26 protein-coding genes are annotated in these 23,242 nt (G+C 70.8%); 14 read left to right on the forward strand and 12 right to left on the reverse strand.

From position 1 onward, the window contains the following. The 4 genes from V6S67_RS03995 (at window position 1) to V6S67_RS04010 (ending at window position 4,302) form a co-directional block, all read left to right on the forward strand. Complete coding sequence (locus V6S67_RS03995; protein ID WP_334209016.1) at window positions 1–906, forward strand: carbohydrate ABC transporter permease; 906 nt, start codon at window positions 1–3, stop codon at window positions 904–906. Next, the gene (locus V6S67_RS04000; protein WP_334209017.1) at window positions 906–1,805 is read left to right on the forward strand and encodes a carbohydrate ABC transporter permease; all 900 of its coding nucleotides are present in this window, start codon (window positions 906–908) and stop codon (window positions 1,803–1,805) included. Before V6S67_RS03995 ends, V6S67_RS04000 begins: the two co-directional genes overlap by 1 nt. A 130-nt stretch (window positions 1,806–1,935) precedes the next feature. After that, window positions 1,936–3,570, forward strand: coding sequence for a glycoside hydrolase family 13 protein (locus V6S67_RS04005; protein WP_334211511.1), 1,635 nt, complete (start codon window positions 1,936–1,938; stop codon window positions 3,568–3,570). 114 nt (window positions 3,571–3,684) lie between these two features. Then, window positions 3,685–4,302, forward strand: a complete 618-nt coding sequence (locus V6S67_RS04010) for a DnaJ family domain-containing protein (protein WP_442884846.1) — start codon at window positions 3,685–3,687, stop codon at window positions 4,300–4,302. A gap of 5 nt (window positions 4,303–4,307) precedes the next feature. On the opposite strand, the gene V6S67_RS04015 is transcribed toward V6S67_RS04010, so the two are convergent. The 3 genes from V6S67_RS04015 to V6S67_RS04025 are packed head-to-tail and all read right to left on the reverse strand — an operon-like array spanning window position 4,308 to window position 7,370. Beyond that, window positions 4,308–4,988, reverse strand: coding sequence for an NADPH-dependent F420 reductase (locus V6S67_RS04015; RefSeq protein ID WP_334209018.1), 681 nt, complete (start codon window positions 4,986–4,988; stop codon window positions 4,308–4,310). Window positions 4,989–5,034: 46 nt separating this feature from the next. Further along, window positions 5,035–5,784 carry a response regulator gene (locus V6S67_RS04020; RefSeq protein WP_334209019.1) on the reverse strand — a complete coding sequence of 250 codons (750 nt, stop codon included), beginning with the start codon at window positions 5,782–5,784 and terminating at the stop codon, window positions 5,035–5,037. After that, window positions 5,781–7,370, reverse strand: coding sequence for a sensor histidine kinase (locus tag V6S67_RS04025; RefSeq protein WP_334209020.1), 1,590 nt, complete (start codon window positions 7,368–7,370; stop codon window positions 5,781–5,783). Before V6S67_RS04025 ends, V6S67_RS04020 begins: the two co-directional genes overlap by 4 nt. Window positions 7,371–7,561: 191 nt before the next feature. Here V6S67_RS04025 and V6S67_RS04030 point away from each other — a divergent pair, with 191 nt between their 5' ends. Genes V6S67_RS04030 through V6S67_RS04045 form a run of 4 tightly spaced genes read left to right on the forward strand, consistent with a single transcriptional unit; the run spans window position 7,562 to window position 11,197 of the window. Next, entirely contained in the window at window positions 7,562–8,569 is a 1,008-nt protein-coding gene (locus V6S67_RS04030) for a Bug family tripartite tricarboxylate transporter substrate binding protein (RefSeq protein WP_334209021.1), read from the forward strand. 3 nt (window positions 8,570–8,572) lie between these two features. Continuing rightward, a complete protein-coding gene (locus V6S67_RS04035; RefSeq protein WP_334209022.1) occupies window positions 8,573–9,115 on the forward strand; it encodes a tripartite tricarboxylate transporter TctB family protein in 543 nt (180 codons plus the stop codon). Then, window positions 9,108–10,808 carry a tripartite tricarboxylate transporter permease gene (locus V6S67_RS04040; protein ID WP_334209023.1) on the forward strand — a complete coding sequence of 567 codons (1,701 nt, stop codon included), beginning with the start codon at window positions 9,108–9,110 and terminating at the stop codon, window positions 10,806–10,808. The genes V6S67_RS04035 and V6S67_RS04040 overlap by 8 nt, the downstream gene beginning before the upstream one ends. After that, entirely contained in the window at window positions 10,805–11,197 is a 393-nt protein-coding gene (locus V6S67_RS04045; RefSeq protein ID WP_334209024.1) for a universal stress protein, read from the forward strand. Before V6S67_RS04040 ends, V6S67_RS04045 begins: the two co-directional genes overlap by 4 nt. Window positions 11,198–11,294: 97 nt before the next feature. Here V6S67_RS04045 and V6S67_RS04050 read toward each other — a convergent pair whose 3' ends face one another. After that, window positions 11,295–12,959, reverse strand: a complete 1,665-nt coding sequence (locus tag V6S67_RS04050; protein ID WP_334209025.1) for an HNH endonuclease — start codon at window positions 12,957–12,959, stop codon at window positions 11,295–11,297. Window positions 12,960–13,041: 82 nt separating this feature from the next. Next, entirely contained in the window at window positions 13,042–13,458 is a 417-nt protein-coding gene (locus V6S67_RS04055) for a VOC family protein (protein WP_334209026.1), read from the reverse strand. Window positions 13,459–13,533: 75 nt separating this feature from the next. Between V6S67_RS04055 and V6S67_RS04060 the strand changes: the two genes are divergently transcribed. Then, entirely contained in the window at window positions 13,534–14,295 is a 762-nt protein-coding gene (locus V6S67_RS04060; protein WP_334209027.1) for an ABC transporter permease, read from the forward strand. A 51-nt stretch (window positions 14,296–14,346) separates the two neighbouring features. After that, window positions 14,347–15,366: an LLM class flavin-dependent oxidoreductase gene (locus tag V6S67_RS04065; RefSeq protein ID WP_334209028.1), complete on the forward strand. Its 1,020-nt coding sequence runs from the start codon at window positions 14,347–14,349 to the stop codon at window positions 15,364–15,366. Between the two features lie 42 nt (window positions 15,367–15,408). Here the strand turns inward: V6S67_RS04065 and V6S67_RS04070 are convergent, their stop codons facing one another. Further along, the gene (locus tag V6S67_RS04070) at window positions 15,409–16,128 is read right to left on the reverse strand and encodes a GAF and ANTAR domain-containing protein (RefSeq protein ID WP_334209029.1); all 720 of its coding nucleotides are present in this window, start codon (window positions 16,126–16,128) and stop codon (window positions 15,409–15,411) included. A 202-nt stretch (window positions 16,129–16,330) separates the two neighbouring features. Here V6S67_RS04070 and V6S67_RS04075 point away from each other — a divergent pair, with 202 nt between their 5' ends. Further along, window positions 16,331–17,068, forward strand: coding sequence for a GAF and ANTAR domain-containing protein (locus tag V6S67_RS04075; RefSeq protein ID WP_334209030.1), 738 nt, complete (start codon window positions 16,331–16,333; stop codon window positions 17,066–17,068). Between the two features lie 18 nt (window positions 17,069–17,086). Here V6S67_RS04075 and V6S67_RS04080 read toward each other — a convergent pair whose 3' ends face one another. The 3 genes from V6S67_RS04080 to V6S67_RS04090 all read right to left on the reverse strand — a co-directional run bounded on the left by V6S67_RS04080 (window position 17,087) and on the right by V6S67_RS04090 (window position 19,531). Beyond that, a complete protein-coding gene (locus tag V6S67_RS04080; protein WP_334209031.1) occupies window positions 17,087–17,797 on the reverse strand; it encodes a GAF and ANTAR domain-containing protein in 711 nt (236 codons plus the stop codon). 64 nt (window positions 17,798–17,861) lie between these two features. Further along, window positions 17,862–18,752: a hypothetical protein gene (locus tag V6S67_RS04085; RefSeq protein WP_334209032.1), complete on the reverse strand. Its 891-nt coding sequence runs from the start codon at window positions 18,750–18,752 to the stop codon at window positions 17,862–17,864. A gap of 32 nt (window positions 18,753–18,784) precedes the next feature. Then, on the reverse strand, window positions 18,785–19,531 hold the full coding sequence (locus V6S67_RS04090) for a DUF429 domain-containing protein (RefSeq protein WP_334209033.1): 747 nt from the start codon (window positions 19,529–19,531) through the stop codon (window positions 18,785–18,787). An 82-nt stretch (window positions 19,532–19,613) separates the two neighbouring features. Between V6S67_RS04090 and V6S67_RS04095 the strand changes: the two genes are divergently transcribed. Both V6S67_RS04095 and V6S67_RS04100 read left to right on the forward strand, forming a co-directional pair. Further along, window positions 19,614–20,465 carry a hemerythrin domain-containing protein gene (locus V6S67_RS04095; RefSeq protein ID WP_334209034.1) on the forward strand — a complete coding sequence of 284 codons (852 nt, stop codon included), beginning with the start codon at window positions 19,614–19,616 and terminating at the stop codon, window positions 20,463–20,465. Between the two features lie 104 nt (window positions 20,466–20,569). Continuing rightward, a complete protein-coding gene (locus tag V6S67_RS04100; protein WP_334209035.1) occupies window positions 20,570–20,725 on the forward strand; it encodes a hypothetical protein in 156 nt (51 codons plus the stop codon). On the opposite strand, the gene V6S67_RS04105 is transcribed toward V6S67_RS04100, so the two are convergent. Both V6S67_RS04105 and V6S67_RS04110 read right to left on the reverse strand, forming a co-directional pair. Then, entirely contained in the window at window positions 20,722–20,946 is a 225-nt protein-coding gene (locus V6S67_RS04105) for a hypothetical protein (protein WP_334209036.1), read from the reverse strand. The two genes, V6S67_RS04100 and V6S67_RS04105, sit on opposite strands and share 4 nt — an antisense overlap. Before the next feature lie 33 nt (window positions 20,947–20,979). Next, window positions 20,980–21,429, reverse strand: a complete 450-nt coding sequence (locus tag V6S67_RS04110; RefSeq protein ID WP_334209037.1) for a hypothetical protein — start codon at window positions 21,427–21,429, stop codon at window positions 20,980–20,982. Between the two features lie 70 nt (window positions 21,430–21,499). Here V6S67_RS04110 and V6S67_RS04115 point away from each other — a divergent pair, with 70 nt between their 5' ends. After that, a complete protein-coding gene (locus tag V6S67_RS04115; protein WP_334209038.1) occupies window positions 21,500–22,309 on the forward strand; it encodes an SDR family oxidoreductase in 810 nt (269 codons plus the stop codon). Window positions 22,310–22,325: 16 nt separating this feature from the next. Here V6S67_RS04115 and V6S67_RS04120 read toward each other — a convergent pair whose 3' ends face one another. Next, window positions 22,326–23,219 (reverse strand): carbohydrate ABC transporter permease, encoded by an 894-nt coding sequence (locus V6S67_RS04120; RefSeq protein ID WP_334209039.1) that lies wholly within the window; start codon window positions 23,217–23,219, stop codon window positions 22,326–22,328. Window positions 23,220–23,242 lie beyond the last annotated feature (23 nt).

A 23,242-nucleotide genomic window follows, 5' to 3' on the forward strand; every position in this document is an offset into this window, starting at 1 on the left:
ATGAGCACCCACGTGAGCGGGCCCCGGACGAGGATGCGTCCGGAACGGCGCGCACCGCGCGTCTTCTACCTGATGGTGCTCCCGGCCCTCGCCCTGTTCGCCGTCTTCCACACGGTGCCGCTGCTGACCGGCATGTTCTTCAGCCTGACCAACTACGCCGGGTACGGCGAGTGGTCCTTCGTGGGCCTGCGGAACTACGTGAACCTCTTCGGCGACGACCGCATCTACGGGGCGTACGGTTTCACGTTCCTCTTCGCGATCGTGTCCACCGTGGCGGTGAACATCATCGCCCTGTCCATCGCGATCGCCCTGAACGGACGCATCCGCTTCAAGACGGGGTTCCGGGGGATCTTCTTCATCCCGAACATCCTGTCGATCCTGATCGTCGGGTACGTGTTCAACTACCTGTTCTCCAACTCGGTGCCGGCGATCGCCGACGCCCTGGGCATCACGTCGCTGACCACCAGCATCCTGGCGAGCGCCGACACGGCGTGGATCGGCGTCGTCATCCTGTCCGTGTGGCAGGCGGCCGCCTTCAACATCATCATCTACCTCGCCGGGCTGCAGACCATCCCGACGGAGCTCTACGAGGCGGCGGCCCTGGACGGCGCCTCGCCGTGGAAGCAGTTCACGTCCATCACGTTCCCGATGATCGGCGCCTTCTTCACCATCAATATGGTGCTCAGCCTCAAGAACTTCCTGCAGGTGTTCGACCAGATCGTCTCACTGACGGCCGGCGGTCCCGGCACGTCGACGGAGTCGATCTCGCTGCTCATCTACCGCGGCGGCTTCCAGGGCGGGGAGTACGGCTACCAGACGGCGAACGCCGTCATCTACCTCTTCGTGATCATCGCCATCTCATTCATCCAGCTGCGCGTCCTGCAGCGCAGGGAGGCCTCGTTCTGATGACCGCTACATCGCACTCCGCCGAGCGCCGCGTCGTCGCGGACCGGCCCGTCGCCGACGCCGACCGCCCCTTCCGTCCCGACCGCCGCCGCGTGAACTGGTGGCTGACGGCGCTCGTCGCCGTCTGCGCGCTGACGGTGCTGATCCCGCTCTACCTCACGGTGGTGACGGCGCTGAAGACACCGGACCAGCTGGGCGGGACCGGCTTCGGGCTGCCGACGTCGGCCCGCTGGGAGAACTTCGCCGAGGCGTGGACGCTCACGAGCTTCCCGCGGGCCCTGCTCAACACCGGCCTGGTCACCGTGGGCACCGTCCTGCTGACCCTCGTCACCAACTCGATGGTCGCCTACGCGATCGCACGGAACATGCACCGCCGGTTCTTCAAGGGGCTGTACTTCTACTTCATCGCGGCCCTGTTCGTGCCGTTCCCCATCATCATGCTGCCCGTCGTGAAGCAGACCGCCATCCTCGGGCTCGACAACCAGCTCGGCCTGATCCTGCTGTACACGGTGTACGGGCTCTCGTTCAACATCTTCGTGTACGTGGCCTTCATCCGGTCCATCCCGCTGGAGCTCGAGGAGGCCGCGCTGACCGACGGCGCCACCACCTGGACCGTCTTCTGGCGGATCATCTTCCCGCTGCTCGGCCCGATGAACGCGACCGTCGGCATCCTCACCTGCCTCTGGGCGTGGAACGACTTCATGCTGCCGCTGGTGGTCCTCTCGGATCCCTCGGCCCAGACACTGCCGCTGGCACAGTTCATCTTCCAGGGGCAATTCAATACCAACTACCCGGTGGCATTCGCGTCGTACCTCATGGCGATGGCACCGTTGTTGGTGGTGTACCTGTTCGCACAGCGCTGGGTGATCTCGGGCGTCATGCGCGGATCGTCCAAGTAGCACCCCTTCCCCGACCGTCCTCCGAACCACCCTCGAAAGGCCCGCCCCCGTGACTTCCACCGTCAATCCCGACGTCGAACCCGCCGTCGACGCCACCGCGGAACTCTCCGCCGATGCTCTCGCCGAGCGCATGCAGGACCCGCACTGGTGGCGGCAGGCGGCCGTGTACCAGATCTACCCGCGCAGCTTCGCCGACTCCAACGGTGACGGCATCGGCGACCTGAAGGGCATCACCTCCCGGATCCCGTACCTCGCGTCGCTCGGCGTGGACGCCGTCTGGCTGAGCCCGTTCTACCCGTCGGCTCTCGCCGACGGCGGGTACGACGTCGACGACTACCGCGACGTGGACCCGAAGCTCGGCACGCTCGATGACTTCGACGCCATGATCGCCGCGCTGCACGCGGCCGGCATCAAGCTCGTCGCGGACATCGTGCCCAACCACACCTCCGACCGCCACGCATGGTTCCGGGAGGCGCTGGCCTCCCCCCGGGGATCGGCGGCCCGCGAGCGGTACATCTTCCGTGACGGGCTCGGCCCCGACGGCGCAGAGCCGCCCTCGGACTGGGACTCCGTGTTCGGCGGCCCGGCCTGGGAGCGCACGGAGGACGGCCAGTGGTACATGCACATCTTCGCCCGCGAGCAGCCGGACCTGAACTGGGACAACCGGGAGGTCCGCGACGACTTCCTGAAGACCCTGCGCTTCTGGTCCGACCGCGGCGTGGACGGGTTCCGCGTGGACGTGGCCCATGCCCTGACGAAGGACATGAGCGAGCCGCTGCCGTCCAAGGCGGAGCTCGGCCCCGAGGGCGGCAACAACCGCGGGAAGCACCCCTTCTGGGACCGCGACGAGGTGCACGAGGTGTTCGCCGAGTGGCGCACCGTGTTCAACGAGTACACGCCGCCGCGCACCGCGGTGGCCGAGGCGTGGGTGCACGCCGACCGCCGTGCCCGCTACGCCAGCCCCGAAGGGCTCGGCCAGGCGTTCAACTTCGACCTCCTCAAGGCCGACTGGAACCCCCGCCAGTTCCGCGAGATCATCACGAAGAACCTCGTCGAGGCCACGTCCTCCGGCGCGTCGTCCACGTGGGTCTTCTCCAACCACGACGTCGTCCGGCATGCCACGCGCTACGGCCTGCCGCCCGCCGGCCCCGGGAGCGAGGACGGCCAGGACGGCGCGGCGTGGCTCATGAGCGGCGGCACGGAGCCGCAGCTGGACCGCGGGCTCGGCGAACGCCGCGCGCGCGCCGTCTCGCAGCTCATGCTCGCCCTGCCCGGCTCCGCCTACCTGTACCAGGGCGAGGAACTGGGCCTGCACGAGGTCGCGGACATCGCCGACGAGGACCGCCAGGACCCCACGTTCTTCCGCAACAAGGGCGTCGACGTGGGCCGGGACGGCTGCCGGGTGCCGCTGCCGTGGACGCGCGACGGCAGCTCCTTCGGCTTCGGCTTCGGCGGCGCGCACCTGCCGCAGCCCGCATGGTTCGGCGAGTACGCCGTCGAGGTGCAGGAGGAGGACCCGTCCTCCCACCTCAGCTTCTACCGCCGGGCGCTCGCGCTGCGGCGTGAACTGCAGGGCGAGGAGGACTTCGCGTGGGTCGACGAGCCCTCCGACGACGTCCTGCACTTCACGCGTCCGAACGGCTGGCACAGCATCACCAACTTCGGCTCCGCGCCGGTGGACCTGCCCGAGGGGACGGTGCTGCTGAGCAGCTCGCCGCTCGAGGACGGCAGGCTGCCGGGCGGCACGACGGCCTGGCTGGTCTAGCGTCCGGCCCGGCCGGCCGTCGGGGCCGGCCGGTGCCGGGAGAACCGGTTGCGGGGCCGCCCGGGACCTCGGGATACTGGGAGGACCGGCAGTACCAGGCGGAGGGGTAGCGGCATCAGCGGATCTCGGGAGAACGAGGAGAGGCTGCGCAGGGCGGCCCAGTACCGGGCTGCCCGCGGCGCCGGGGACGCCGGCGATGCGCTGACCGAACTGGAACGGCAGAACGAGGGGGACGCCGCCGACGGCGAGCTGGCCCCGCTGCGGGAGGGCGAGGACGAGGTCAAGCGGGCCCGGCTGATCGTGGACCGAGCCGTGGCCCGCGGCGACTTCGACAACCTGGCCCTCGCCGGCAAGCCCATCCCCGGACTGGGCGAGGCGCACGACCCCGACTGGTGGGTCAAGGGCCTCATCCAGCGCGAGAACATCACCGGGCTCGGCCCTGCGGCCATCCTGCTGCGCACGGAGGACGCCGAACTGGACGGCCGCCTCGACCGCCAGTACACGGAGCAGCAGGTCCGCGACGTCCTCGAGGACTTCAACTACCGCGTGATCGATGCACGGCGCCAACTCCTCGGCGGGCCGCCCGTCATCACCAAGCTCCGCGACGTCGACGCCGAGGTGGAGCGCTGGCGCGAGCGCAGGGAAGCGGCCCGCCGGGCGGCCGAGGCGGAGGCCCCGCCCGAGCCTCCGAGGGCGTCATTCTGGCGGCGGGTCTGGCGCGGCAGGAACTGACGGCGCTACAGGTCGGCGTAGCGCCTGGCCTGCGCGAGCGCCTCGCGCATCCCTGCGGCGTCGTGCACCGTCCCGTACGCGGGGGTGTCGCGCTGGTAGCGCCAGCCCTCGGCGAGGGGACCCACGTCCACGGCGTCGAAGCCGAACTCGTCGAGGAGCTCCACGACGGCCTGCTTCGCGTCCGAGTCGTCGCCCGCGACGGGCAGCGCCCGGCGGTTCGGCGTGCCGGCGGGTGTGCCGTCGGTGGTCAGCTGGGAGGCGGAGATGTTGTTGAAGACCTTGACCACGGACGAGCCCGGCAGGTGCCGCTGCACGAGCTCGCTCGTCGTCGTGCTCTCGTCGTCCAGCTCGGCGATCCGGCCGTCCCGGTACTCGTAGTAGTTGCAGGTGTCGATCACCAGCTTGCCCACGAGGGGTTCCACCGGCACGGTGTCGAGGGCCTTCAGCGGGATGGTGACGACGACGACGTCGCCCTCCGCCGCCTCCTGTGAGGTCCCGGCGCGCGCCGCGTCGCCGAGTTCGCCGACGAGGTCGGAGAGGCTGTCCGGGCCCCGGGAGTTGCTCATGACGACCTGGTAGCCCCGCGCGACCGCGAGGCGTGCGAGCTGCGAGCCGATGTGGCCGCTGCCGATGAAGCCGATGGTGCTGCGCCGGGCATCCGTCCGGTTCGTCCTGTTCTCGCTCATGTGCAGCACAACCTTCCTGAGCGGCAGTTATTCCTCCTGCCCCCGATCACGTCCGGGGGGCGCCGTCCGTCCAGACGTAGAACTTCTCGGGGCGCCCCGCCGATCCGTACTGCGGGACGATTCGGGCCTGCCCCCGCGCCACGAGGAACTCCAGGTACCGACGGGCGCTCACGCGCGCCATGCCAAGGCGTTCGGCGACGTCGGACGCCGACGTCCCGCGGCCCTGGCTGCGCAGGTCGAGCATGACGGCGTCGAGCGTCGGCGCGGACAGGCCCTTGGGTGTGGTGATCGTGGCGGTGGCCGACGGCGCGCCGCCCCCGCGGGGTCCCGTCGTCGCCCGCAGGAGCTGGTCGATCCGGCCCTGGTCGAGGGCCGCCGAGCCGTCCGCCGCGTGGCGGTCGAGGTCGCGGCGGTACGCCACGTAGGAATCCAGCCGCTGGTTCAGCACCGCGGCGCTGAACGGCTTCACGAGGTAGTGCAGCACCCCGCCGGCGACGGCCGCGCGGACCGTGTCGAGCTCCCGGGCGGCGGTGATGGCGATGACGTCGAGCGGGTCGCCGGGCCGGTTCCGCAGCGCGCGCAGCACGTCGATGCCCGTCATGTCGGGCAGGTGGATGTCCAGCAGCACGAGGCGCGGCCGCAGGGTCTCGGCCAGCTCCAGCGCCCGCGCGCCGGTGTGCGCGGCGCCGACGACGTCGAACGCACCGTGCGCGAGCAGGAACCCGGTATGGATCCCGGCCACCTCGTGGTCGTCGTCGACCACCAGGGTGGGGATCGGGGCAGGCGCGGCGGTCATGGCACCTGCAGGTGGGGTCGAGGGGCGTCGACGAGCGACGGCGCGAGCCAGACCGTGAACTCGGCCCCGCCGCGATCGGATTCGTCGACGACCACGTGTCCCGACCGGCGGCGGGCGATCCGGTCCACGAGCGCGAGGCCGAAACCGCGCGTCCCGGTGGAGCCGCCGTCCTTGGTGGAATAGCCGGAGGAGAAGATGCCGTCCACGTCCTCAGGGGCGACGCCGGGACCGTTGTCGGCCACGGTGATGCGGGTGTGGTCGTCGTCGGCGAGGTGCACCGTGATGAGCCCGTCGGCTCGTCCGCTGCCGGTCACGGCCTCCATCGCGTTGTCGATGAGGATGCCGAGCACGGTGACGACGTCGGTGGTGCCGTCGGGTTCGAGTACCGAGGTGTCGTCGATGGTCAGGGTGATGCCTTTCTCCGCTGCGATGGTGCTCTTGGTCATGAGCAGGCTCGCGGCGTCCGGATCCTGGATACCGGGCGCGATGCTCCCCGACACGAGGGATCCGCCGTGCCCGGAGCGGGAGATGAAGTCGACGGCCTGCGCCGTGCGGCCGAGCTCGAGCAACCCGGAGATGGTGTGCATGCGGTTCGCGAACTCGTGGGCCTGGGCGCGCAGCGCCTGGGTGGCGTCGCGCTCGCCATCGAGATCCGTGAGCAGCTGGTACAGCTCGGTGCGGTCGCGGAGGATCATGACGCGGCCCACGCGCTTGCCGTCCACGAGGGCGTCCGAGGTACGGGCGAGGAGCACGCGCTCGCCGGACAGGACGGTCTCGTCCGTGTCGGCGGGATCGGTGAGCACCCGGGCGAGGGCCGGTTCCATGACATCGGCCGCCGGCCGGCCCGTCGCGGTGTCGTCGAGCTCCAGCAGCCTCTTCGCCTCGTCGTTGAGCAGCGCAATCCGGTGGTGCTCGTCGACGGCGACCACGCCCTCGCTGATGCCGTGGATCATGGCGTCGCGCGTCTCCAGGAGGGACGCGATCTGCTCCGGTTCCAGGCGGTAGATCCGCCGCCAGACGAGCCGGGAGATCCAGATCGCTCCCGCCGACCCGACGAGTGCGGCCACGATGAGCCATGCCAGCAGGCGGGGGAGGTCCTCGTAGAGATCGGCGTCGAGCTCGGACTCCAGCGTGCCGACCGACGCCGTGCCGATGATGGTGCCGTCGCTGTCGAAGATGGGGACCTTCACCCGCCAGGACTTGCCGAGGGTGCCGGTCTGCGTGCCCACGAAGGTCGCGCCGGAGAGAGGCACCGACGGATCGGTGGAGACGACCTCGCCGATGAGCGCAGGATTGGGGTGGGAGTAGCGGATGCCGTCCCCGTCCGTGACGACCACGTAGGTGACGCCCGTGGACTGGCGGATGAGGTCGGCGATGGGCTGGATGGTCGCGCTGGGATTCGCCTCACCGAAAGCGTCGATGACCGAGGGCAGCTGGGCCACCGACTGGGCGACGCCCACCATGCGGTCCTGGTACTGCTCCCGGATCTGCTGGCGCTGCATGGCGACGGCGGTGGATCCGGCGACGGCGACGATCACGAGCACGATGGCCAGCTGCAGGAAGAACAGCTGTGATCGAAGCGACATCGACCTGATCATCTCCATAGTGTGACACGCCTGGGCACGTCACACCGGGTCGCCGTCGGACCCCGCCCCGCCCGTGGGACCACAAAGACCAATACGAGCACTACGACCGCATGCTTTACCGCCGGTGAGCCGCGTTCCTAGCCTGAGACCAGCAGTGGTGACCCACATCACATCTCAAGGAAGAGAACACCATGATGATCGAACGCACGACGACGCGCCGCTCGGCCCTCACCTCCCTCGCCCTCGTCTCCGCGCTCGCCCTCTCGGCCTGTGGCTCGATGACGGAGAGCACCACCGCCGGGGATGCGGAGGGCACCATCGAGAAACTCAACATCGTGGTCCCCGCCGATCCGGGTGGAGGCTGGGACCAGACCGGCCGGGCCATGGAGACGGACCTCAAGGAGAACGACCTCGTGGGCAACGCCTCCGTGGTCAACGTCGGCGGCGCCGGCGGCACCAACGGTCTCGCCCAGCTCGCCACCGAGACCGACCCCAACACGCTGATGGTCATGGGCTACGTCATGGTCGGGGCCGTGGAGACCAACAAGGCCGCCACCCGTATCGAGGACACCACCCCGATCGCCCGGCTCACCGAGGAACCCCTCGTGATCGTGGTTCCCGCGGACTCGCCGTACCAGACCGTCCAGGACCTCCTCGACGACATCGAGGCCAAGGGCAAGGGCGTCTCCATCACGGGCGGCTCGGCGGGCGGCGCCGACCACATCCTCGCCGGCTCGGTGCTGAAGGAGGCCGGCATCTCCCCGGACAGCCTCAACTACATCCCCTACTCCGGTGGCGGCGAGTCGCTCGCGGCACTGCTCGGCAACAAGGTCAACGCCGGCATCTCCGGCGTCGGCGAGTACGCGGAGCAGGTCGAGGCCGGCAAGCTCCGGGCGCTCGCGGTGTCCGGTGAGGAGGCCGCCCCGCAGCTGCCCGACACCCCGACCCTCACCGAGGAGGGCGTGGACCTCGTGCTCACCAACTGGCGCGGCGTCGTCGCTCCCGGGAACATCGACGAGGCCCAGGCCGAGAAGCTCACGCAGCTCGTGACCGACCTGCACGCGACCGACACCTGGAAGGCCACGCTCGAGGAGAACAACTGGTCGGACGCATTCCTGTCCGGCGAGGAGTTCCAGACCTTCCTCGACGAGGACATCACGAGCGTCAAGACGACCCTCACCGACATCGGACTGCTGTAGCCCATGAGTACCTCCATCCAGAGCAACCCCGGGAGCGGCACGACCGCCGCTCCCGGCAAGCCGATCGGTGAGCTGGTCTTCGCGCTCCTGATCGTCAGCATCGGCGTCGTCGGGTTCGTGGCCGGTGCGGGGATCCAGACCCCCACCTCGGCCAGCGACATCGGACCGCGCGCCTTCCCCTTCGCCGTCTCCGCACTGCTCGTCGCCGTCGGCGCGGGCCTGGTGATCCAGGTGCTCCGCGGCCACCGCGGCTCCGCGGACGAGGGCGAGGACGTGGACCTCGACGCGAAGACCGACTGGCTGACCGTCGGGAAGCTCGCCGGGTTCGTCCTGCTGCACGCGTTCCTCATCGTCCCGCTCGGGTGGCCCCTCGCCGCGGCGATCCTCTTCTTCGGTGCCGCCTGGTCCCTGGGGGCCCGCCCCTGGTGGCGGAACCTCGTGACCGCGATCGTCCTCGCCCTGGTGCTGCAGTTCGTGTTCGGCGGCCTCCTCGGCGTCTCGCTGCCTCCCGGCTTCCTGGAAGGGCTGGGTGTCTTCGGTGGATAGCTTCTTCCTGCTGATGGAGGGCTTCGCCACGGCGATGCAGCCCATGTACCTCCTCTTCGCGCTCGGCGGGGTGCTCGTCGGCACCGCCGTCGGCGTGCTGCCGGGTATCGGCCCGGCCATGACGGTCGCCCTGCTCATGCCCATCACGTACAGCCTGGAGCCGACGGCGGCGATCATCGTGTTCGCCGGCATCTACTACGGCGGCATGTACGGCGGGTCCACGACGTCGATCCTGCTCAACACGCCCGGCGAATCGTCCTCGATCGTCACGGCGCTCGAGGGCAACAAGATGGCCAAGGCCGGCCGGGGAGCGGCAGCGCTCGCGACCGCGGCGGTCGGCTCGTTCGTCGCCGGCACCATCGCGACCGTCCTGCTGAGCTTCCTGGCCCCGTACGTCGCCGCCTTCGCCGTGCAGATCGGCCCCGTCGAGTACGTGGCGCTCATGGTGGTGGCCTTCCTGACGGTCGGTGCACTCCTCGGCTCGTCGGTGCTGCGCGGACTCGCGTCCCTCGGCCTCGGCCTGTTCATCGCCCTCGTGGGCTTCGACGCCCTGACCGCCCAGCAGCGGTACACCTTCGGCAGCCCGTTCCTGGCCGACGGGATCGACGTCGTCCTCGTGGCGGTGGCGCTCTTCGCCGTCGGTGAGGCGCTCTACGTGGCCTCGCGGCTGCGGCACGGACCCATCAAGGTGATCCCCGTGACGGGCGGCTGGACGAGCTGGCTCCGCAAGGACGATCTCCGCCGGTCCTGGAAGCCGTGGCTCCGCGGGACGTTCATCGGCTTCCCGGTGGGTACCATCCCGGCCGGCGGCGCCGACGTCGCGACCTTCCTGTCCTACGCCTCCGAGCGCAAGCTGGCCAAGGGCGAGAACAAGAAGCAGTTCGGCAAGGGCGCCATCGAGGGTGTCGCCGGTCCGGAGGCCGCGAACAACGCGGCCGCCGCCGGCGTGCTGGTGCCCCTGCTGACGCTCGGCATCCCCACGACGGCCACGGCCGCCATGATGCTCGTAGCGTTCCAGCGGTACCAGATTCCCGTGGGCCCGCAGCTCTTCGAGTCCAACAGCGCCCTCGTGTGGGCGCTCATCGCGAGCCTCTACGTGGGCAACCTGATGCTGCTCGTGCTGAATCTCCCGCTGGTGGGCATCTGGGTCAAGATCCTCCAGATCCCGCGGCCCTACCTGTACGCGGGCATCCTGGTGTTCGCCGTGCTCGGCGCGTTCTCGGTGAACTTCACGCCGATCGACGTGATCATCCTCCTGGTGGTCGGCATCCTCGGGTTCTTCATGCGGCGCTTCGGCTATCCGATCGCGCCGATGGTGGTGGGCCTGATCCTCGGCCCGATCTTCGAGAGCCAGCTGCGCCGGTCGCTCGCGATCTCGCAGGGTGATCCGGTGGCCCTCATCCAGTCGCCGGTCGCTGCGACCATCTACGTGGTCCTGATCGTCATCTTCGCCCTCTCGTTCCTGCTCAAGCGCCGTCAGCGCCAGTTCGAGGCGATGGTCGCCGCGAATGCCGACGCGTCGGACGTCGTCCGCGGTTCCGTGGCGCCGTCCGAAGGTGCTCCGACGGACGCGACGGCGGTGGCCACTGCTCCGGCGGCCACCACGACTGCACAGACGACCACGACTGCACCGACGACCACAGCTGCACCGACGACCTCGGGCACCCCCGACCGGAAGGACACCGACCGATGAGCGCGATCGTGGTGGGCTACGTGCCCAACGCCCTGGGGGAGGCCGCCGTCGCCGAGGCGGTGGAGGAGGCACGACGCCGAGGGGCCGAGCTGGTGGTCATCAACACCACGCGGGCCGACCGTCTCGTGAACCCGGCCTACGCCGACTCCGAGGACGTCTTGAAGCTGGAGGGCATGCTCAGTGCCACCGGCGTGCCCTACTCCATCCGTCACAGCATCTCGGAGGCGACCGCCGCGGAGGAGGTCGTCGACACGGCGGAGGAGCTGTCCGCGGAGCTGATCGTGATCGGGCTGCGGCATCGCACGCCGGTGGGCAAGCTCATCATGGGGTCGACGGCGCAGACCATCCTGCTGTCGGCACCCTGCAACGTCCTGGCGGTCAAGCTCTGACGCAGTGATCGTCCGCGGCGATTGTCCGCGATGGAAGGGTCCGCGACCCGGCAGCCGTGCGAAGGCACGACTGCCGGGTCGCTGCTCTGCCCGGTCCCTAGGCGGCGACGGGGTGCACGATGAAGTCGACCACCGAGTGGGTGAACGTCCGCGTCCGCAGGGGCGGAGGCGATCCGGGCAATGGAGGCGCGGTGGAGACGTAGGTGTGCCCGGTGGGGGTGCGGTACTCGATCGCGTGCTGTGGACCGGGCAGGGGCCGGGCTGACCAGCCGGGCGCTTCCTTGACGTAGTTGCAGCTCTCGCACAGGCCCTGCCCGCCCTCGGCGTCCGTGGTCCCGGTGACGCGCCACGGGACGATGTGGTCGGCATGCCGGATCGGCGCGTCACAGTACGGCGTGCGGCAGGTGGCGTCCCTCGTGGCGATCAGGCGCCGGAGTCCTGGCGGGAACAGCCGGGCACGGGAGTCCATCGCCACCAGCCGGCCCGTCTCCGGTGCGGTGTACAACCGGCGCAGCCACACCGGAAGGGCTGCGTCGTCGTGTGTGCCGGGACGGTCGGCTCCATCGGCTGTGATGCCGCTGCCCTCCCTGCCCTTCCTGTGCTCCTGCGCACCGTCCCGGACGAGATCCCGGGCCACCTGCGCCGGGACGGTGCCGTAGCCGGGGAGATGGGCCGGCTCGCTGTCGCCCTGGAGCAGGGTGCGGTCGGTCATGATCAGCTGGACCTCCGTCCGCACGGTTCCTGCGGGCGAGCCGGTGAGACGCTCCACGAGGGCGTCGGCCATCACCTGGCCGCGGCTGCGCCCGTGGCTGCCGCCCTCGCCGATCTCGGCGTCGGCGTGGCGGGACAGGGCGGAGTACGCGCTGATGGCTTCGGCGGCAGGAAGCAGGGCGGTCAGGTAGGCCATGGTGTCCGGGGCGGGCCTGCAACTGACGTAGCGCTCACCGACGGCCCTGCGGGCTCGGGCCACGGCGGCCTCGGGCTCGAGCCGGTAGGCGATGCTGCGGGTCCTGTTCGTCAGGCTCCGGGTGCCGACGCCGTCGAGTGCGCCGGTGTCGGCCGCCAGCTCCGTATCCACAGCGTGCCTGTTCGCGGTGCTGAGGCAGACGGTCTCGCGGACGATCAGCGTGGCGCGCCACTCGGTCAGGACACCGGTCTGCAGGGCCCTGAGGGTGCGGGGCATGTCGGTCACCAGGATCCGGGCGAGGCCCAGCAGCCGGGAGCCCTGGTGCGGGGACTCGCGCCGTGCCAGCGCGACCTCGGTGCCCACGCCCCGCCCGCGCTGATCGGCCGGCACGCCGGCGGCTGCCTCCGCTCGTCGCCGGGCGGTGTCCAGCGCCAGGGCCGCGCGGGCCTGGTCGGCCGCAATCGCACTCTTCAGGTCCTCGAGCGCCCTCAGGTGCGAGATGAGCGCCTCCTCGTACCCCTCGGGGATCGCCTCGGGGAGGGTAGTCGGGATCGCATCAGGGAGGGCATCCGGGACCGAGCCTCGAAGGTCAGCGGCGGTCGGCCTGCCGCAGGAGGCGCAGGCGCCGTCGGCATCGGGGGCGGCATTGCTGGCCCGGGTACCAGCGGGACGCTGCGCCGAGAGACTCCTCGGGGCTATGGCATCTCTCGACGGGGTACCAGCGGGCCGCGGCGTCGAGGGACTCCTCGGGGATGCGAGGCTCGCGGTCCACCCGCGCAACACCGACAGATCCACGGCCGGCGTGTAGGAGCCGGAGGGGTGTCCGTCCTGAGTGCGTCCGCCGTTGTCGAACATGTATTCTATTGTACTATCTGTGATGTAGAACACAATAGCTAATAGTGACGTGGGAGGGAACGTCCGAGTGCAAGCGTCGGTCCTAGGCCTTCGGCGCGAACAGCTCGAGTGCGATGTTGTCCGGGTCACGGAACTCCAGGATGTAGCCCGCACCGATGTCCTTGATCCCGGAGTGCCGGATGCCGCGTTCCTCGAGCTGCCCCACGGCGTCGTCGAGCACGTCGCGGCCTTCGACCGTGAACGCGAGATGGTCGAGGCCCACCCTGTTCTCGCTGAAGACGTCGTCCGCTACCGGCCGCAGGCCGAGCAGCGTGGCCCCGAGCCGGTAGATCACCCCGCCGTACAGGAAGCCGAGCTGCTCGCGCGTCTCCTCGTCGGCACCCTCGGGCACCTCGAACGCGACGGGCAACCCGAAGACGGCGTCGTAGAACGCACGGGACGCAGCGATGTCCGTCACGGTGAGGCGGACATGGGCATAGGCCTTGATGGGGATGGTCATGACCGCAGTGTTGCACGCCCCACCGGTCCGTGGGGCGGAACCGGGGACGCCCCGGACGCTCGATAGTCTGGCGGGATGACCGCCCTCGGGGAAGCCTCCTCAGCCCTCGTCCCGACAGCGGGTGCCGTCGTGCTGCTCATGGCCGTCACCGTGGGAGTCCTCGCCTGGTCCCGCTCGCCCCACCACTGGGCTCCCGCGCTGGCCGTGCTGCGCGGTGCGGTGCAGCTGGGGCTCATCAGCCTGATCCTCGGCGGGGTGATCACCAGTGCCCTGTGGGTGGCCTGTGCGCTGCTGGTGATGTTCACGGTGGCTGCGGCGACGGCGACCCGCCGCATCGGCTCCACCCGGCGCCATGTCCTGCTGATAACGCTGGGGATGGGATCGGGCGTCGTCGTGACCCTCGCCGTCGTATTCCTCACGGGTGCGATCGAGGCCGAACCGCGCTACCTGCTGGCCCTCGGCGGGATCGTCATCGGCAACACCATGTCCATCGCGACGCTCGCCGGGCGCCGCCTCCACGAGGCCACCCTGGAGCGATGGGACGAGGTGGAGGGCTGGCTCGCGCTCGGGGCGACGCGCCGCCGGGCGACCCTCGACATGGCACGGACCACCGTCCACTCGGCACTCATCCCGTCCACCGATCAGACGAGGACCACCGGGCTGGTCACACTGCCCGGTGCCTTCGTGGGCGCGATCTTCGGCGGGATCTCCCCGCTCGAGGCGGGCCGCTTCCAGATCGTGGTCCTCGCGTCGATCATGGCGGCAGGCGCGGTCACCGCCGTCGTGCTGGTGCGCGGGCTCGCGCCCGCAGGGGTGCGGCCCGACCCGCTGCCGTAGCGCGACGCCGGTCCCGGGAATGGGGACACGCTCCCCAGCGCTACAGGGGGCATGAAGAAGATCGGATTCCTGTCCTTCGGCCACTACCAGGACGTGCGCGGCTCGCTCGTCCCCACGGCCCGCGAGGCCCTCGTCCAGGCCGTGGAACTCGCCGTGGCCGCGGAGGAGCTCGGCGTCGACGGTGCCTACATGCGCGTGCACCACTTCGCCCCGCAGTACTCGGCGCCCTTCCCGCTGCTGGCGGCCATGGCCGCACGGACGACGACGATCGAGCTGGGCACCGGCGTGATCGACATGCGGTACGAGAACCCGCTGTACATGGCCGAGGAAGCCGCGGTCACCGACCTCATCAGCAACAGGCGGCTGCAGCTCGGGATCAGCCGCGGCTCGCCCGAGACCGCCCTCGACGGCTTCCGCAGCTTCGGCTACGTGCCCGGGGACGGCTCCACCGACGCCGATCTCGCACGTGACAAGACGGCCCTGTTCCGTGCGGCGATCGCCGGGCACGGCATCGCCGACGCCAACCCGCGCATGACGGGCAGCACGGGGAAGCTGCCCATCGACCCGCTCTCACCCGGACTCTCCGAGCGCATTTGGTGGGGCTCGGGCACCAGGGCGACGGCGCGGTGGGCGGGGGAGCAGGGCATGAACCTGATGAGCTCCACGCTGCTGACCGAGGACACGGGCGTGCCGTTCGACGAACTGCAGGCGGAGCAGATCGACGTCTTCCGGAAGGCCTGGGCGCAGGCGGGCCACGAGGGGACGGGGCGGGTCTCCGTGAGCCGCAGCATCCTGCCCATCGTCAGCGAGGCGGACGAGTACTACTTCGGCGTCCGTGCCCAGCGGGAGTCGACGGACCAGGTGGGCATCCTCGACGGCGCACGGTCCCGCTTCGGGCGCAGCTACATCGGGCCGCCCGATGTCATCGCCGAACAGCTCGCGGCCGACGCGGCGGTGCAGGCCGCCGACACGCTGCTGGTGACGATCCCCAACCAGCTCGGCGTCGAGTTCAACGCAGCGCTCCTCGGCAACATCGTCAGGCTGGTGGGCCCCGCAGCCGGTCTGCGCTGACGCCACCCGGCCCGCCGCGAGGCGGGCCGGGTGTCCGGGTGCCTAGGACGCGGAGGAGTCCACGCCGCCGGTCAGTTCCAGAGCGACGTCCGCCACGGTGCGCCTGCCCTCCTGCGCACGGGCGACGAGTTCCCGCAGGGCGGCGCGTTCGTCGATGCCGCGCTGCGCCATCAGGATGCCCTTGGCCATGCCGATCCGGTCCCGCGTCTGCAGGGCGCCGGCCAGTTCGGCCCGGATGCGCAGGGGCGTCTCCGTGGTCTGTACATGGCCGAGCAGGGCGGCGGCGGAGGCTGCGAAGCGCGTCAGCGCGTGCTCGGTCGCCTCGTCGAAGGCATGCGCCTCCGTGGAGTAGACCTTCATGGCGCCGATGGCGGCCTGTCCCTGGACCAGCGGCACGCTCTGGCAGGAGCGCACCGACATCCCGGCGGCCGCCGCAGCCCATCGGGGCCAGCGCTGGCCGGGGGTGGTGGTGTCGTCGACCCGTGCGGGGCTGCTCGTGGCCCACGCGTCGAGGCAGGGCCCCTCGGAGAGTTCGTACTGCAGTTCGTCGGCCCGCAGGACCGATGCGTCGGTCGCGCCGCTGCTGGTCCGTCGACCGTGGTGGATGAGGGAGACGCCCGCGCCGGTGGCGCCGGGGATGAGGTCCCGTGCCGCTTCGGCGAGGAGGTCCACGGCGTGCTGGACGGTCTCCTCGGTGAGGAGCAACCCGCGGATACGGCCGAAAGCCGCGGCGAGTTCGTTGAGAGTGGGTTCGGAGTTCATGGAGTGCCTTCAGAAATCCTGTGCCGGTCGGAACCGACGGTAGATCCAGCCCACTACTGGACCGGTTCCAAGATAGCCCCCGGGCCCGCGCCGGGCAAATCTCCTCATCGGGCCTCCAGGGTGCGCACCATGGCCGGACCGGAGCATGGTTTGTACCATGGGTGCAGTTGTCACGTCGGCGTCTTGCCCGAAGGGATCTGCGATGAACGAAAGGCCCGCTCTGCACTCCCCGGAGCACACGCAGCACCTCCTGCAGGATCTGGTGATGACCTGTACCGGGCTGGACGACTTCCTCCAACGGCTCGTCGAGGTCGCCTCCGGGGCGCTCGCCGAGGACCCCGGGCAGGTCATGGTCGGCGTCACCGTCCTCCGGCAGCGCGCGAAGGCCGCGATCACGGGCACCTGCCCGGCGGCACACACCCTCACCGCCATCCAGTACCGGTTCGGCGACGGCCCCGCCGTGCAGGCGGCCGCCGGGGAGACGGTGGAGGTGGCGGACTTCCTGCGGAGCGCCGACTTCCCGCTCTACGGCACCGCCGCCCTGCAGCGGGGCATCCGCTCCGCGCTCGGGGTGCCGGTCCCGCTGGACGGCCCGACGACGGCCGTCCTCACCTACTACGCGCGTGAACCCCGTGCCTTCCCCGAGGAGACGGTCCACCGCGCGGAGCAGTTCACGGCCTCGGCGGCCACACCGCTGGGACTCACGGTCCGGCTCGCAGGCCTCACCGACAAGACCGAACAGCTGGCCGCTGCCATGGAGTCCCGCACGACCATCGACCTGGCGGCGGGCGTGATCATGGCACGCAGGGGATGTACGCAGGACGAGGCGATCGGGCTCCTGCGCGCGGCCTCGAGTTCGCGGAACATGCGGCTCCGGGATCTTGCGTCGAATGTCCTCGCGAGCACCGTCGAGGCCCCGGTCAGCACGCACTTCGACTGAACCGGGCCCCCGCTCGGGTCAGGGCCGCCGGGCGGCCGAGGCCACGACGCCCTCGGCGATGACCCGCAGCTTCGCGTTGCGGCTGCTGGAGGCCCGCTGCAGGATCGCGAGGGCGTCGGCCTGCGAGCAGGTGTTCTGGAACATGATGATGCCGACGGCGGTGTTGATGACCCGGCGTGAGGCCAGGGCCGTCTCGAGGTCCTTCTGCCGGTCGTCCAGGTATGCCGCCCGTACCGCGAACCGCAGGGAGGCGGACGCGGACCCGGCGAGTGCCTCGGCGGCCTCGACAGCCGCGCTGCCGAAGGCATGGGGCTGCGCCGCATAGACGTTCAACGCCGCCTGCCCCTCGTCCCCGAGGTCGATGGTGACCCCGAGGATCGACCGGACGTGCCCGGTGTCGAGCCGGCCGAGGTAGGTGGGCCAGCGCGGGTCACGTGCCGTATCGGAGCAGTACACCGTCATCCCCGTCGCGGCCGCTTCGAGGCACGGCCCCTCCTGGAAACGGTTCTGGAACTCGTCGGCTCTCCGTGCGATCCCGTCGCTCGCCGCCAGCGTGCCGGCTTTCCGCCGTCGCACCAGCGTGATCGCGCAGGAGACGTCGCCCGTCATCGACAGCCGGCGCGCGGCGATACCGGCGAACTCGTCGAGGAAGGCCTGGATATCGGCCGTTTCGGTCAGCAGCGCGAACAGTTCGTCGCCGACACTGCCCAGTTCCTGCTGCTCTTTCATCTCGTGTCCTTCGACCCGGCCGACATAGCGCTCCGCAGTCTACGCCGCGCGTGCCCGGGCCGGTTCAGTCTCCGAGGGTTGCGCGGTCCGCTGCGGCGTGGTCCACCTCCTCCTGCGCCCCGGCGACGGCGTCGTCCGCCTTCCGGGCCGCCCGGTCCAGATCGGCCGCCTCCGACGCGATGTCGGTGTGCTCCCTGCGCAGCGCCTCCAGCCGCTCCTCGAGATCCTCGATCGACGCGGCCACCCCGTCGCGCCGCACCGCCAGGCGCTGCGCCCGTCGCCGCAGATCGGCAGCGGCATCCTCGGCTTCCGCGAGTGCGTCGCGTGCCGCTGCGAGACGTGCCTCGGCCTCCCTGCGCTCGCGGGCTCCCGGTTGCTTCGGGCTCCGTCCGTGCCCCGGGGCCGCATCGTCCTCGGCATCCCCGCCGTCGCCGCCCTGCCCCGGCGCGGTGAACGGACCGCCCACGGCGCCGTTGAGGTCCACCGGATCCCAGCCCGACGCCTCCAGCGTGCGGACGAGCCGTCCGGTCAGCACCGCCGCTGCTGCCGCCGGGTCCGCGAGGGCGGCACGCAGCGTCTGTTCGACGCCGGGCAGGGCGGCGGCCCCGATGTCGACGCCGGCCTCCGCGGCCGCCTCGAGCGACTGGCGGGCGACGGCGGCGAGCAGCCGCTGGCGCTGCTGGCCGAGCGCCTGGAGCTGCGCCCGGTCGAGGCCGGCCTGCGCCTCCTTCAGCGAGGCTCCGAGGTCCAGGACCTGCTCCACCTCGTCCCTGCGGCGGGTGACGAGCAGGTTGACGAGCCAGGCGGCCGAGGCGGGCTTGGGGAGTCTGCGCAGGGCAGCGGCGAGCTCCTTGTCGCCCGCCTGCGAGGCCTGCTTCGCGGCGGCGTTGCGCGCCTCCGTGAACCGGTCGAGCGGCAGCGCGTAGAGGGCCGAGGCCTGGTCCACGAGGTCCATGGTGCTGCGTCCTTCCGTCCGGCCTGCGGGCGTCACCCGGGAGCGAGGTCCTCCAACCGTCCCACGGGCAGCGCGATCCAGCCCTCCCGGCGCGCCTGGTCGCGGTAGTCCGTCGGGACGGGGTGCGTGAGGCCCAGGGCGTGGGCACGCGCCGCGAGGGCCGCGACGACGGCGTCGAACGCGTCGTCGGAGTCCGTCATGAGCTGCCGGCCCGGCGGCGTGAGGTCCAGCCAGGGCACGCGCGCCAGGAGCTGCGCCAGGAGCCCACCCCGCACGCCGGCGTCGTTCTTGTACCCGCGCGTGTCGAAGCCCCAGACGCGCAGCGCGGCGCCGGGATAGACCTCGACGGCGGTTCCGCCCCCGGAGCGGTCCACCGGCGTCCCCAGCGCGTCGCCGATCGCCTCGAGCAGGACGGCGCAGTGCATCGCGGTGAGGCCGAGCCGGTCGGTCGCGACGCTCAGCGGCCACCGACCCGTGAGCTCCCGGGTGGCGCGGTCCGTGGCCCGGTAGGACAGGCGGCGCCGCCATGCCATGCCCTGGTCGGCCCCGGTGTCCATGCGCCCGCCGGAGGCATGCCGGGCGAGGAAGGAGACGAAGTCGTCGGGCCACCCGAACGCGCAGTCGATGCCCAGGCGGGCGACGGCAGGAGCGACGGCCGCGATGTCGGCGTCGGGCACTGCCGTCCGCACCTCGGCCGTCACACGAGACCGTGACCAGTCGAGCACCGCGAGGGCCGTGCCCTTCGATTCTGCTGCGAGATCCACCCCGGCTGTGAGCACGCCCGATTATAGGCACCGGTCCCGGCACGCACCAGCAGCAGTCCGCGCACCGGGAGACCCCTGCCCCCGGTAGAGATGGAGGGTGTCCCGCGGCGTCCCGACGCCCACCCGCGAGTTCCAGGAGTCCTCCGTGTACACCTCGGTTGCAGACCAGACCACCGATCAGCTCGGTGGGCCGCTCAGCGTCCTCGTCCGGCAGAAACGGGACCATGTCCGGCTCTCCACGCTGATGGAGCGGCTGGAGGGGACGACCGGCGAGGACCAGGCTGCCGTGCTGATCGGCATCTACCGGCTGGTCTTCCCCCATGCCTTCGCCGAGGAGTCGGTGCTGTGGCCCGTGATGCGGCGGGTCCTGCCGGACGGCGAGGAGCTCACCCTCGAGGTGGAGCGCGAGCACCAGGAGGTCAACGAACTCGTCACGAAGCTCGAAGGGCTCGAGGACGGTTCTCCCGAGCGGGCGGACGTGCTCGGCCGCCTCACGGAGGTCCTCGACGACGACGTCCGCGACGAGGAGGATGCCCTGTTCCCGCGACTCCAGGCCCGGGTCAGCCGGCGGGAACTGCAGGTGCTCGGCATGCTCTGGGAACTCGTGCGGCGGATCGCCCCCACCCGCGCCCACCCCGTGGTCGCCCGCCGCCCGCCGGGCAACGTCGTCGCCGCCCTGCCGCTGTCGGTCCTCGACCGCTGCCGGGACGCCGTTGACCGCGCGCTCCTCGACGCTCCGGAGTCCGCGGCGCCGGCACTCCACCGGGCCGGTTCGGCGCTGGCCGCGGCCTCGCACGCCGTCGAGCTGCTGCCCATCATGCGGTCCGGCGAGGACTCCTCCACGCGTGCCATCGCGGGACGGCCACCGTTCCCGTGGGGGACCGCGGTGCTCGGTGCCGCCGCCGGGCTCGTCGTCGTCGCGCTGCGCCGGTCGGTACGCCGGCGGTAGGACTCCGGCGCGGGCTGGTCGCGGGCCGCCGGTCGGTGTGTACTGGGTAGAGGTGTACTGGGTGGGGCGGCGTTGCCCGCCCCTGCGAGGAGAGGACGTATGCGATGGAAGCCCGATGCCCCAGCTGCGGGTCCGCCCTGACCGAGCTCGACGAGGACCAGTGGCCGGCCGAAGGCCCCGTCCCCGCCGGGACGATCGCCGTGTTCCAGTGCGAGCAGGACCACCGCGTCACGGTCGGGCAGACGCAGGTCTCGGCCTAGGCTCCCGCGTCGTCGATGATGCGCGAGAGCTCGTCCCGGAGCACCCGCGCCTCGTCGACCGTGATCTCGAGGTGCTGGTCCTGTTCCACCCAGCCGATCCTGATCATCGGCCGGTCCTGCGCGTCCTCGGTGTGGGACAGTCCGACGGCGAGGGCACGGCCCCCGGTCCGCGTCACGTCCCCGACGATCAGCTCCCCGCCGTCATCCTCTGCAATGGCCATGGCTCCTCCTCAGGTCGGACTGTTCCTCCCATGCTAGGCGCCGGCGTCCGCCGGGCGCAGGGCGAGATTCGGGTGCAGCAGCTCGAAGCCCTCGTTCGTGAGGGCATCCCGGTCGAAGGCGTCCGGCAGCAGGACCACGGTGGCCCTGCTGTCGCGGATGGTGGGGCCCGCCGTCCCGGGTTCGAGGGGCGTGCATTCGAGGCCCACCCCGATGCCCTCCTCGACGAGGAGGCACACGGTGCCCTCGGTGCCCGTCCCGTCCAGGGGCGTCGCCGCGAAGTACTCCACGCCGTCGCGCTCTGCCAGGAAGCGCGTGCTGTCGAGGTCGATGCCGTCGAGGTCCGTCCGGATGGTCAGGATGTCCTGCTCCGTCTGCTCCTTCTCGAGCAGCCCCATCACCGGCCCTGTACAGCCCGTGAGGACGAGCACCGCCGCACCGCTCCACGCGGCCGGCAGCAGAAGACGGGACAGCAGGCGGCGCATGAAACTCCTGGGGACGGAACGGGAGGTGGCGGTCCCAGCCTAGCCAAGCACCGCGCCTAGGGTGGAGGCCATGGACTCCACCTCGCTGGCAGGGCGCACGTTCGTGGTCACCGGTGTCAGCCGGCGCAAGGGCATCGGCTACGCCGTCGCCTCGCGCCTCGCCGGTATGGGCGCGAGCCTCTTCCTGCACCACTACGCACCGCACGACGCCGAGCAGCCCTGGGGTGCCGACAGCATCGACGACGTCGTCACCTCCCTGCGCGGCCGGCTGCGGGACGGCGCGGACCTCGCCCACGCGAGTATCGACCTCGCGCGACACGACGGCGGCGAGCTGCTCATCAAAGCGGCCCGCTCGGCGCTCGGCCACCTCGACGGGCTGGTCTGCAACCACGCCAGGAGCGGGGGCGACGGACGGCTCGACGAGATCTCCTGGGAGGACCTCGACGCGCACTGGCAGGTCAACACGCGCTCCACCATCCTCGCGACGCAGCACTTCGCCGACCAGCACGACGGCCGGGAGGGCGGGCGCGTCATCTGGATGACGTCCGGGCAGGTGGCCGGCCCCATGACGGGGGAGATCGCCTACGCGGCGTCCAAGGCGGCGCTCGCGGGACTCACGGCCTCCGTCGCCGACCACCTCGCGGACCGGCGCATCCTGCTGAACACCGTCAACCCGGGCCCGGTCAACACCGGCTATCTCGACGACGACACGGCGGACCGGCCGCTCGAGACCCTGCAGGACGTCCTCGCGCACTTCCCGTCGGGGCGCTTCGGAGAACCCGACGACCCCGCGCGGCTCATCGCCTGGCTGCTGAGCGACGAGGGGCGCTGGATGGTGGGCCAGGTGCTGAGCACGGAGGGCGGGTTCCGGCGCTGGTGAGGTTCCCCCTCGACGGCTAGCGGATGCCGCTCCGCGCGAGGCCCTGCACGAAGTACTTCTGGAACGCGAGGAACATGATGACGATCGGTGTGATGGAGAGCAGCGCGAGCGCCATGATGGCCCCGTAGTCGGCGCCGTACTGACCCTGCAGGTACAGCAGCCCGATGGGCAGCGTGAACAGCTGGGCGTCCTTCAGCGCGATCAGCGGCCACGCGAAGTCGTTCCACTGGTACATCACCGTGAGCAGCACCAGCACGGCGATGAGCGGCTTGCAGAGGGGCAGGATGATCTGCAGGAAGATGCGCACCGTCCCCGCGCCGTCCATCCTGGCCGCTTCCAGGAGTTCGTCCGGGATGGCGATGATGAACTGTCGGGCGAGGAAGATCCCGAAGGCGGACGCCGCCGACGGGAAGATGACGGCCCAGAACGTGCCGTAGATCCCGAGCTCGGTCACGAGGCGGAACTGCGCCACCATCAGCACCTGGACGGGCACCATCATGGTGCTGAGGACCAGCAGGAAGACGAAGCCCTTGCCCCTGAAGTCGAGCTTCGCGAAGGCGTAGCCCGCGAGCAGGTTCACCGAGACGGTGAGCACCGTGATGATCGCGGTGACCACCACCGAATTGCCGAACCAGGTGGCCGCGGGGAAGGTGCCGAAGATGGTCCGGAAATTGTCGAGGGTCCATGCGGACGGCCAGAGCTGCAGCTCACGGCTCACGACGTCGGCGCTCGGGGAGAAGGCGATCGTGATCATCCAGTACAGCGGGAACATCATCACGAGACCCACGACGGCGGCGGTCACCAGCCGGGCGATCGCTGAGGCCCGCTGTGCGGGTGACACGCGCCGGACGCGGGGTGGAGGGCCTGCCGGGCCGGCGGGCCGCTCGCGGGTGGGAAGGGGATGTGCCATGGGGATCCTGTCCTGTCCTGGAG

The organism is Arthrobacter sp. Soc17.1.1.1 (assembly GCF_036867195.1).
GTDB lineage: Bacteria > Actinomycetota > Actinomycetes > Actinomycetales > Micrococcaceae > Arthrobacter_D.

Coding starts and splice junctions, on each gene's coding strand:
- V6S67_RS04120 (WP_334209039.1), bottom strand. CDS start 23,219: ATGGCACATCCCCTTCCCACCCGCGAGCGGCCCGCCGGCCCGGCAGGC.
- V6S67_RS04115 (WP_334209038.1), top strand. CDS start 21,500: ATGGACTCCACCTCGCTGGCAGGGCGCACGTTCGTGGTCACCGGTGTC.
- V6S67_RS04050 (WP_334209025.1), bottom strand. CDS start 12,959: ATGTTCGACAACGGCGGACGCACTCAGGACGGACACCCCTCCGGCTCC.
- V6S67_RS04015 (WP_334209018.1), bottom strand. CDS start 4,988: ATGAGCGAGAACAGGACGAACCGGACGGATGCCCGGCGCAGCACCATC.
- V6S67_RS03995 (WP_334209016.1), top strand. CDS start 1: ATGAGCACCCACGTGAGCGGGCCCCGGACGAGGATGCGTCCGGAACGG.
- V6S67_RS04055 (WP_334209026.1), bottom strand. CDS start 13,458: ATGACCATCCCCATCAAGGCCTATGCCCATGTCCGCCTCACCGTGACG.
- V6S67_RS04030 (WP_334209021.1), top strand. CDS start 7,562: ATGATGATCGAACGCACGACGACGCGCCGCTCGGCCCTCACCTCCCTC.
- V6S67_RS04005 (WP_334211511.1), top strand. CDS start 1,936: ATGCAGGACCCGCACTGGTGGCGGCAGGCGGCCGTGTACCAGATCTAC.
- V6S67_RS04085 (WP_334209032.1), bottom strand. CDS start 18,752: ATGGACCTCGTGGACCAGGCCTCGGCCCTCTACGCGCTGCCGCTCGAC.
- V6S67_RS04035 (WP_334209022.1), top strand. CDS start 8,573: ATGAGTACCTCCATCCAGAGCAACCCCGGGAGCGGCACGACCGCCGCT.
- V6S67_RS04110 (WP_334209037.1), bottom strand. CDS start 21,429: ATGCGCCGCCTGCTGTCCCGTCTTCTGCTGCCGGCCGCGTGGAGCGGT.
- V6S67_RS04105 (WP_334209036.1), bottom strand. CDS start 20,946: ATGGCCATTGCAGAGGATGACGGCGGGGAGCTGATCGTCGGGGACGTG.
- V6S67_RS04070 (WP_334209029.1), bottom strand. CDS start 16,128: ATGAACTCCGAACCCACTCTCAACGAACTCGCCGCGGCTTTCGGCCGT.
- V6S67_RS04065 (WP_334209028.1), top strand. CDS start 14,347: ATGAAGAAGATCGGATTCCTGTCCTTCGGCCACTACCAGGACGTGCGC.
- V6S67_RS04075 (WP_334209030.1), top strand. CDS start 16,331: ATGAACGAAAGGCCCGCTCTGCACTCCCCGGAGCACACGCAGCACCTC.
- V6S67_RS04080 (WP_334209031.1), bottom strand. CDS start 17,797: ATGAAAGAGCAGCAGGAACTGGGCAGTGTCGGCGACGAACTGTTCGCG.
- V6S67_RS04020 (WP_334209019.1), bottom strand. CDS start 5,784: ATGACCGCCGCGCCTGCCCCGATCCCCACCCTGGTGGTCGACGACGAC.
- V6S67_RS04100 (WP_334209035.1), top strand. CDS start 20,570: ATGGAAGCCCGATGCCCCAGCTGCGGGTCCGCCCTGACCGAGCTCGAC.
- V6S67_RS04060 (WP_334209027.1), top strand. CDS start 13,534: ATGACCGCCCTCGGGGAAGCCTCCTCAGCCCTCGTCCCGACAGCGGGT.
- V6S67_RS04045 (WP_334209024.1), top strand. CDS start 10,805: ATGAGCGCGATCGTGGTGGGCTACGTGCCCAACGCCCTGGGGGAGGCC.
- V6S67_RS04000 (WP_334209017.1), top strand. CDS start 906: ATGACCGCTACATCGCACTCCGCCGAGCGCCGCGTCGTCGCGGACCGG.
- V6S67_RS04025 (WP_334209020.1), bottom strand. CDS start 7,370: ATGTCGCTTCGATCACAGCTGTTCTTCCTGCAGCTGGCCATCGTGCTC.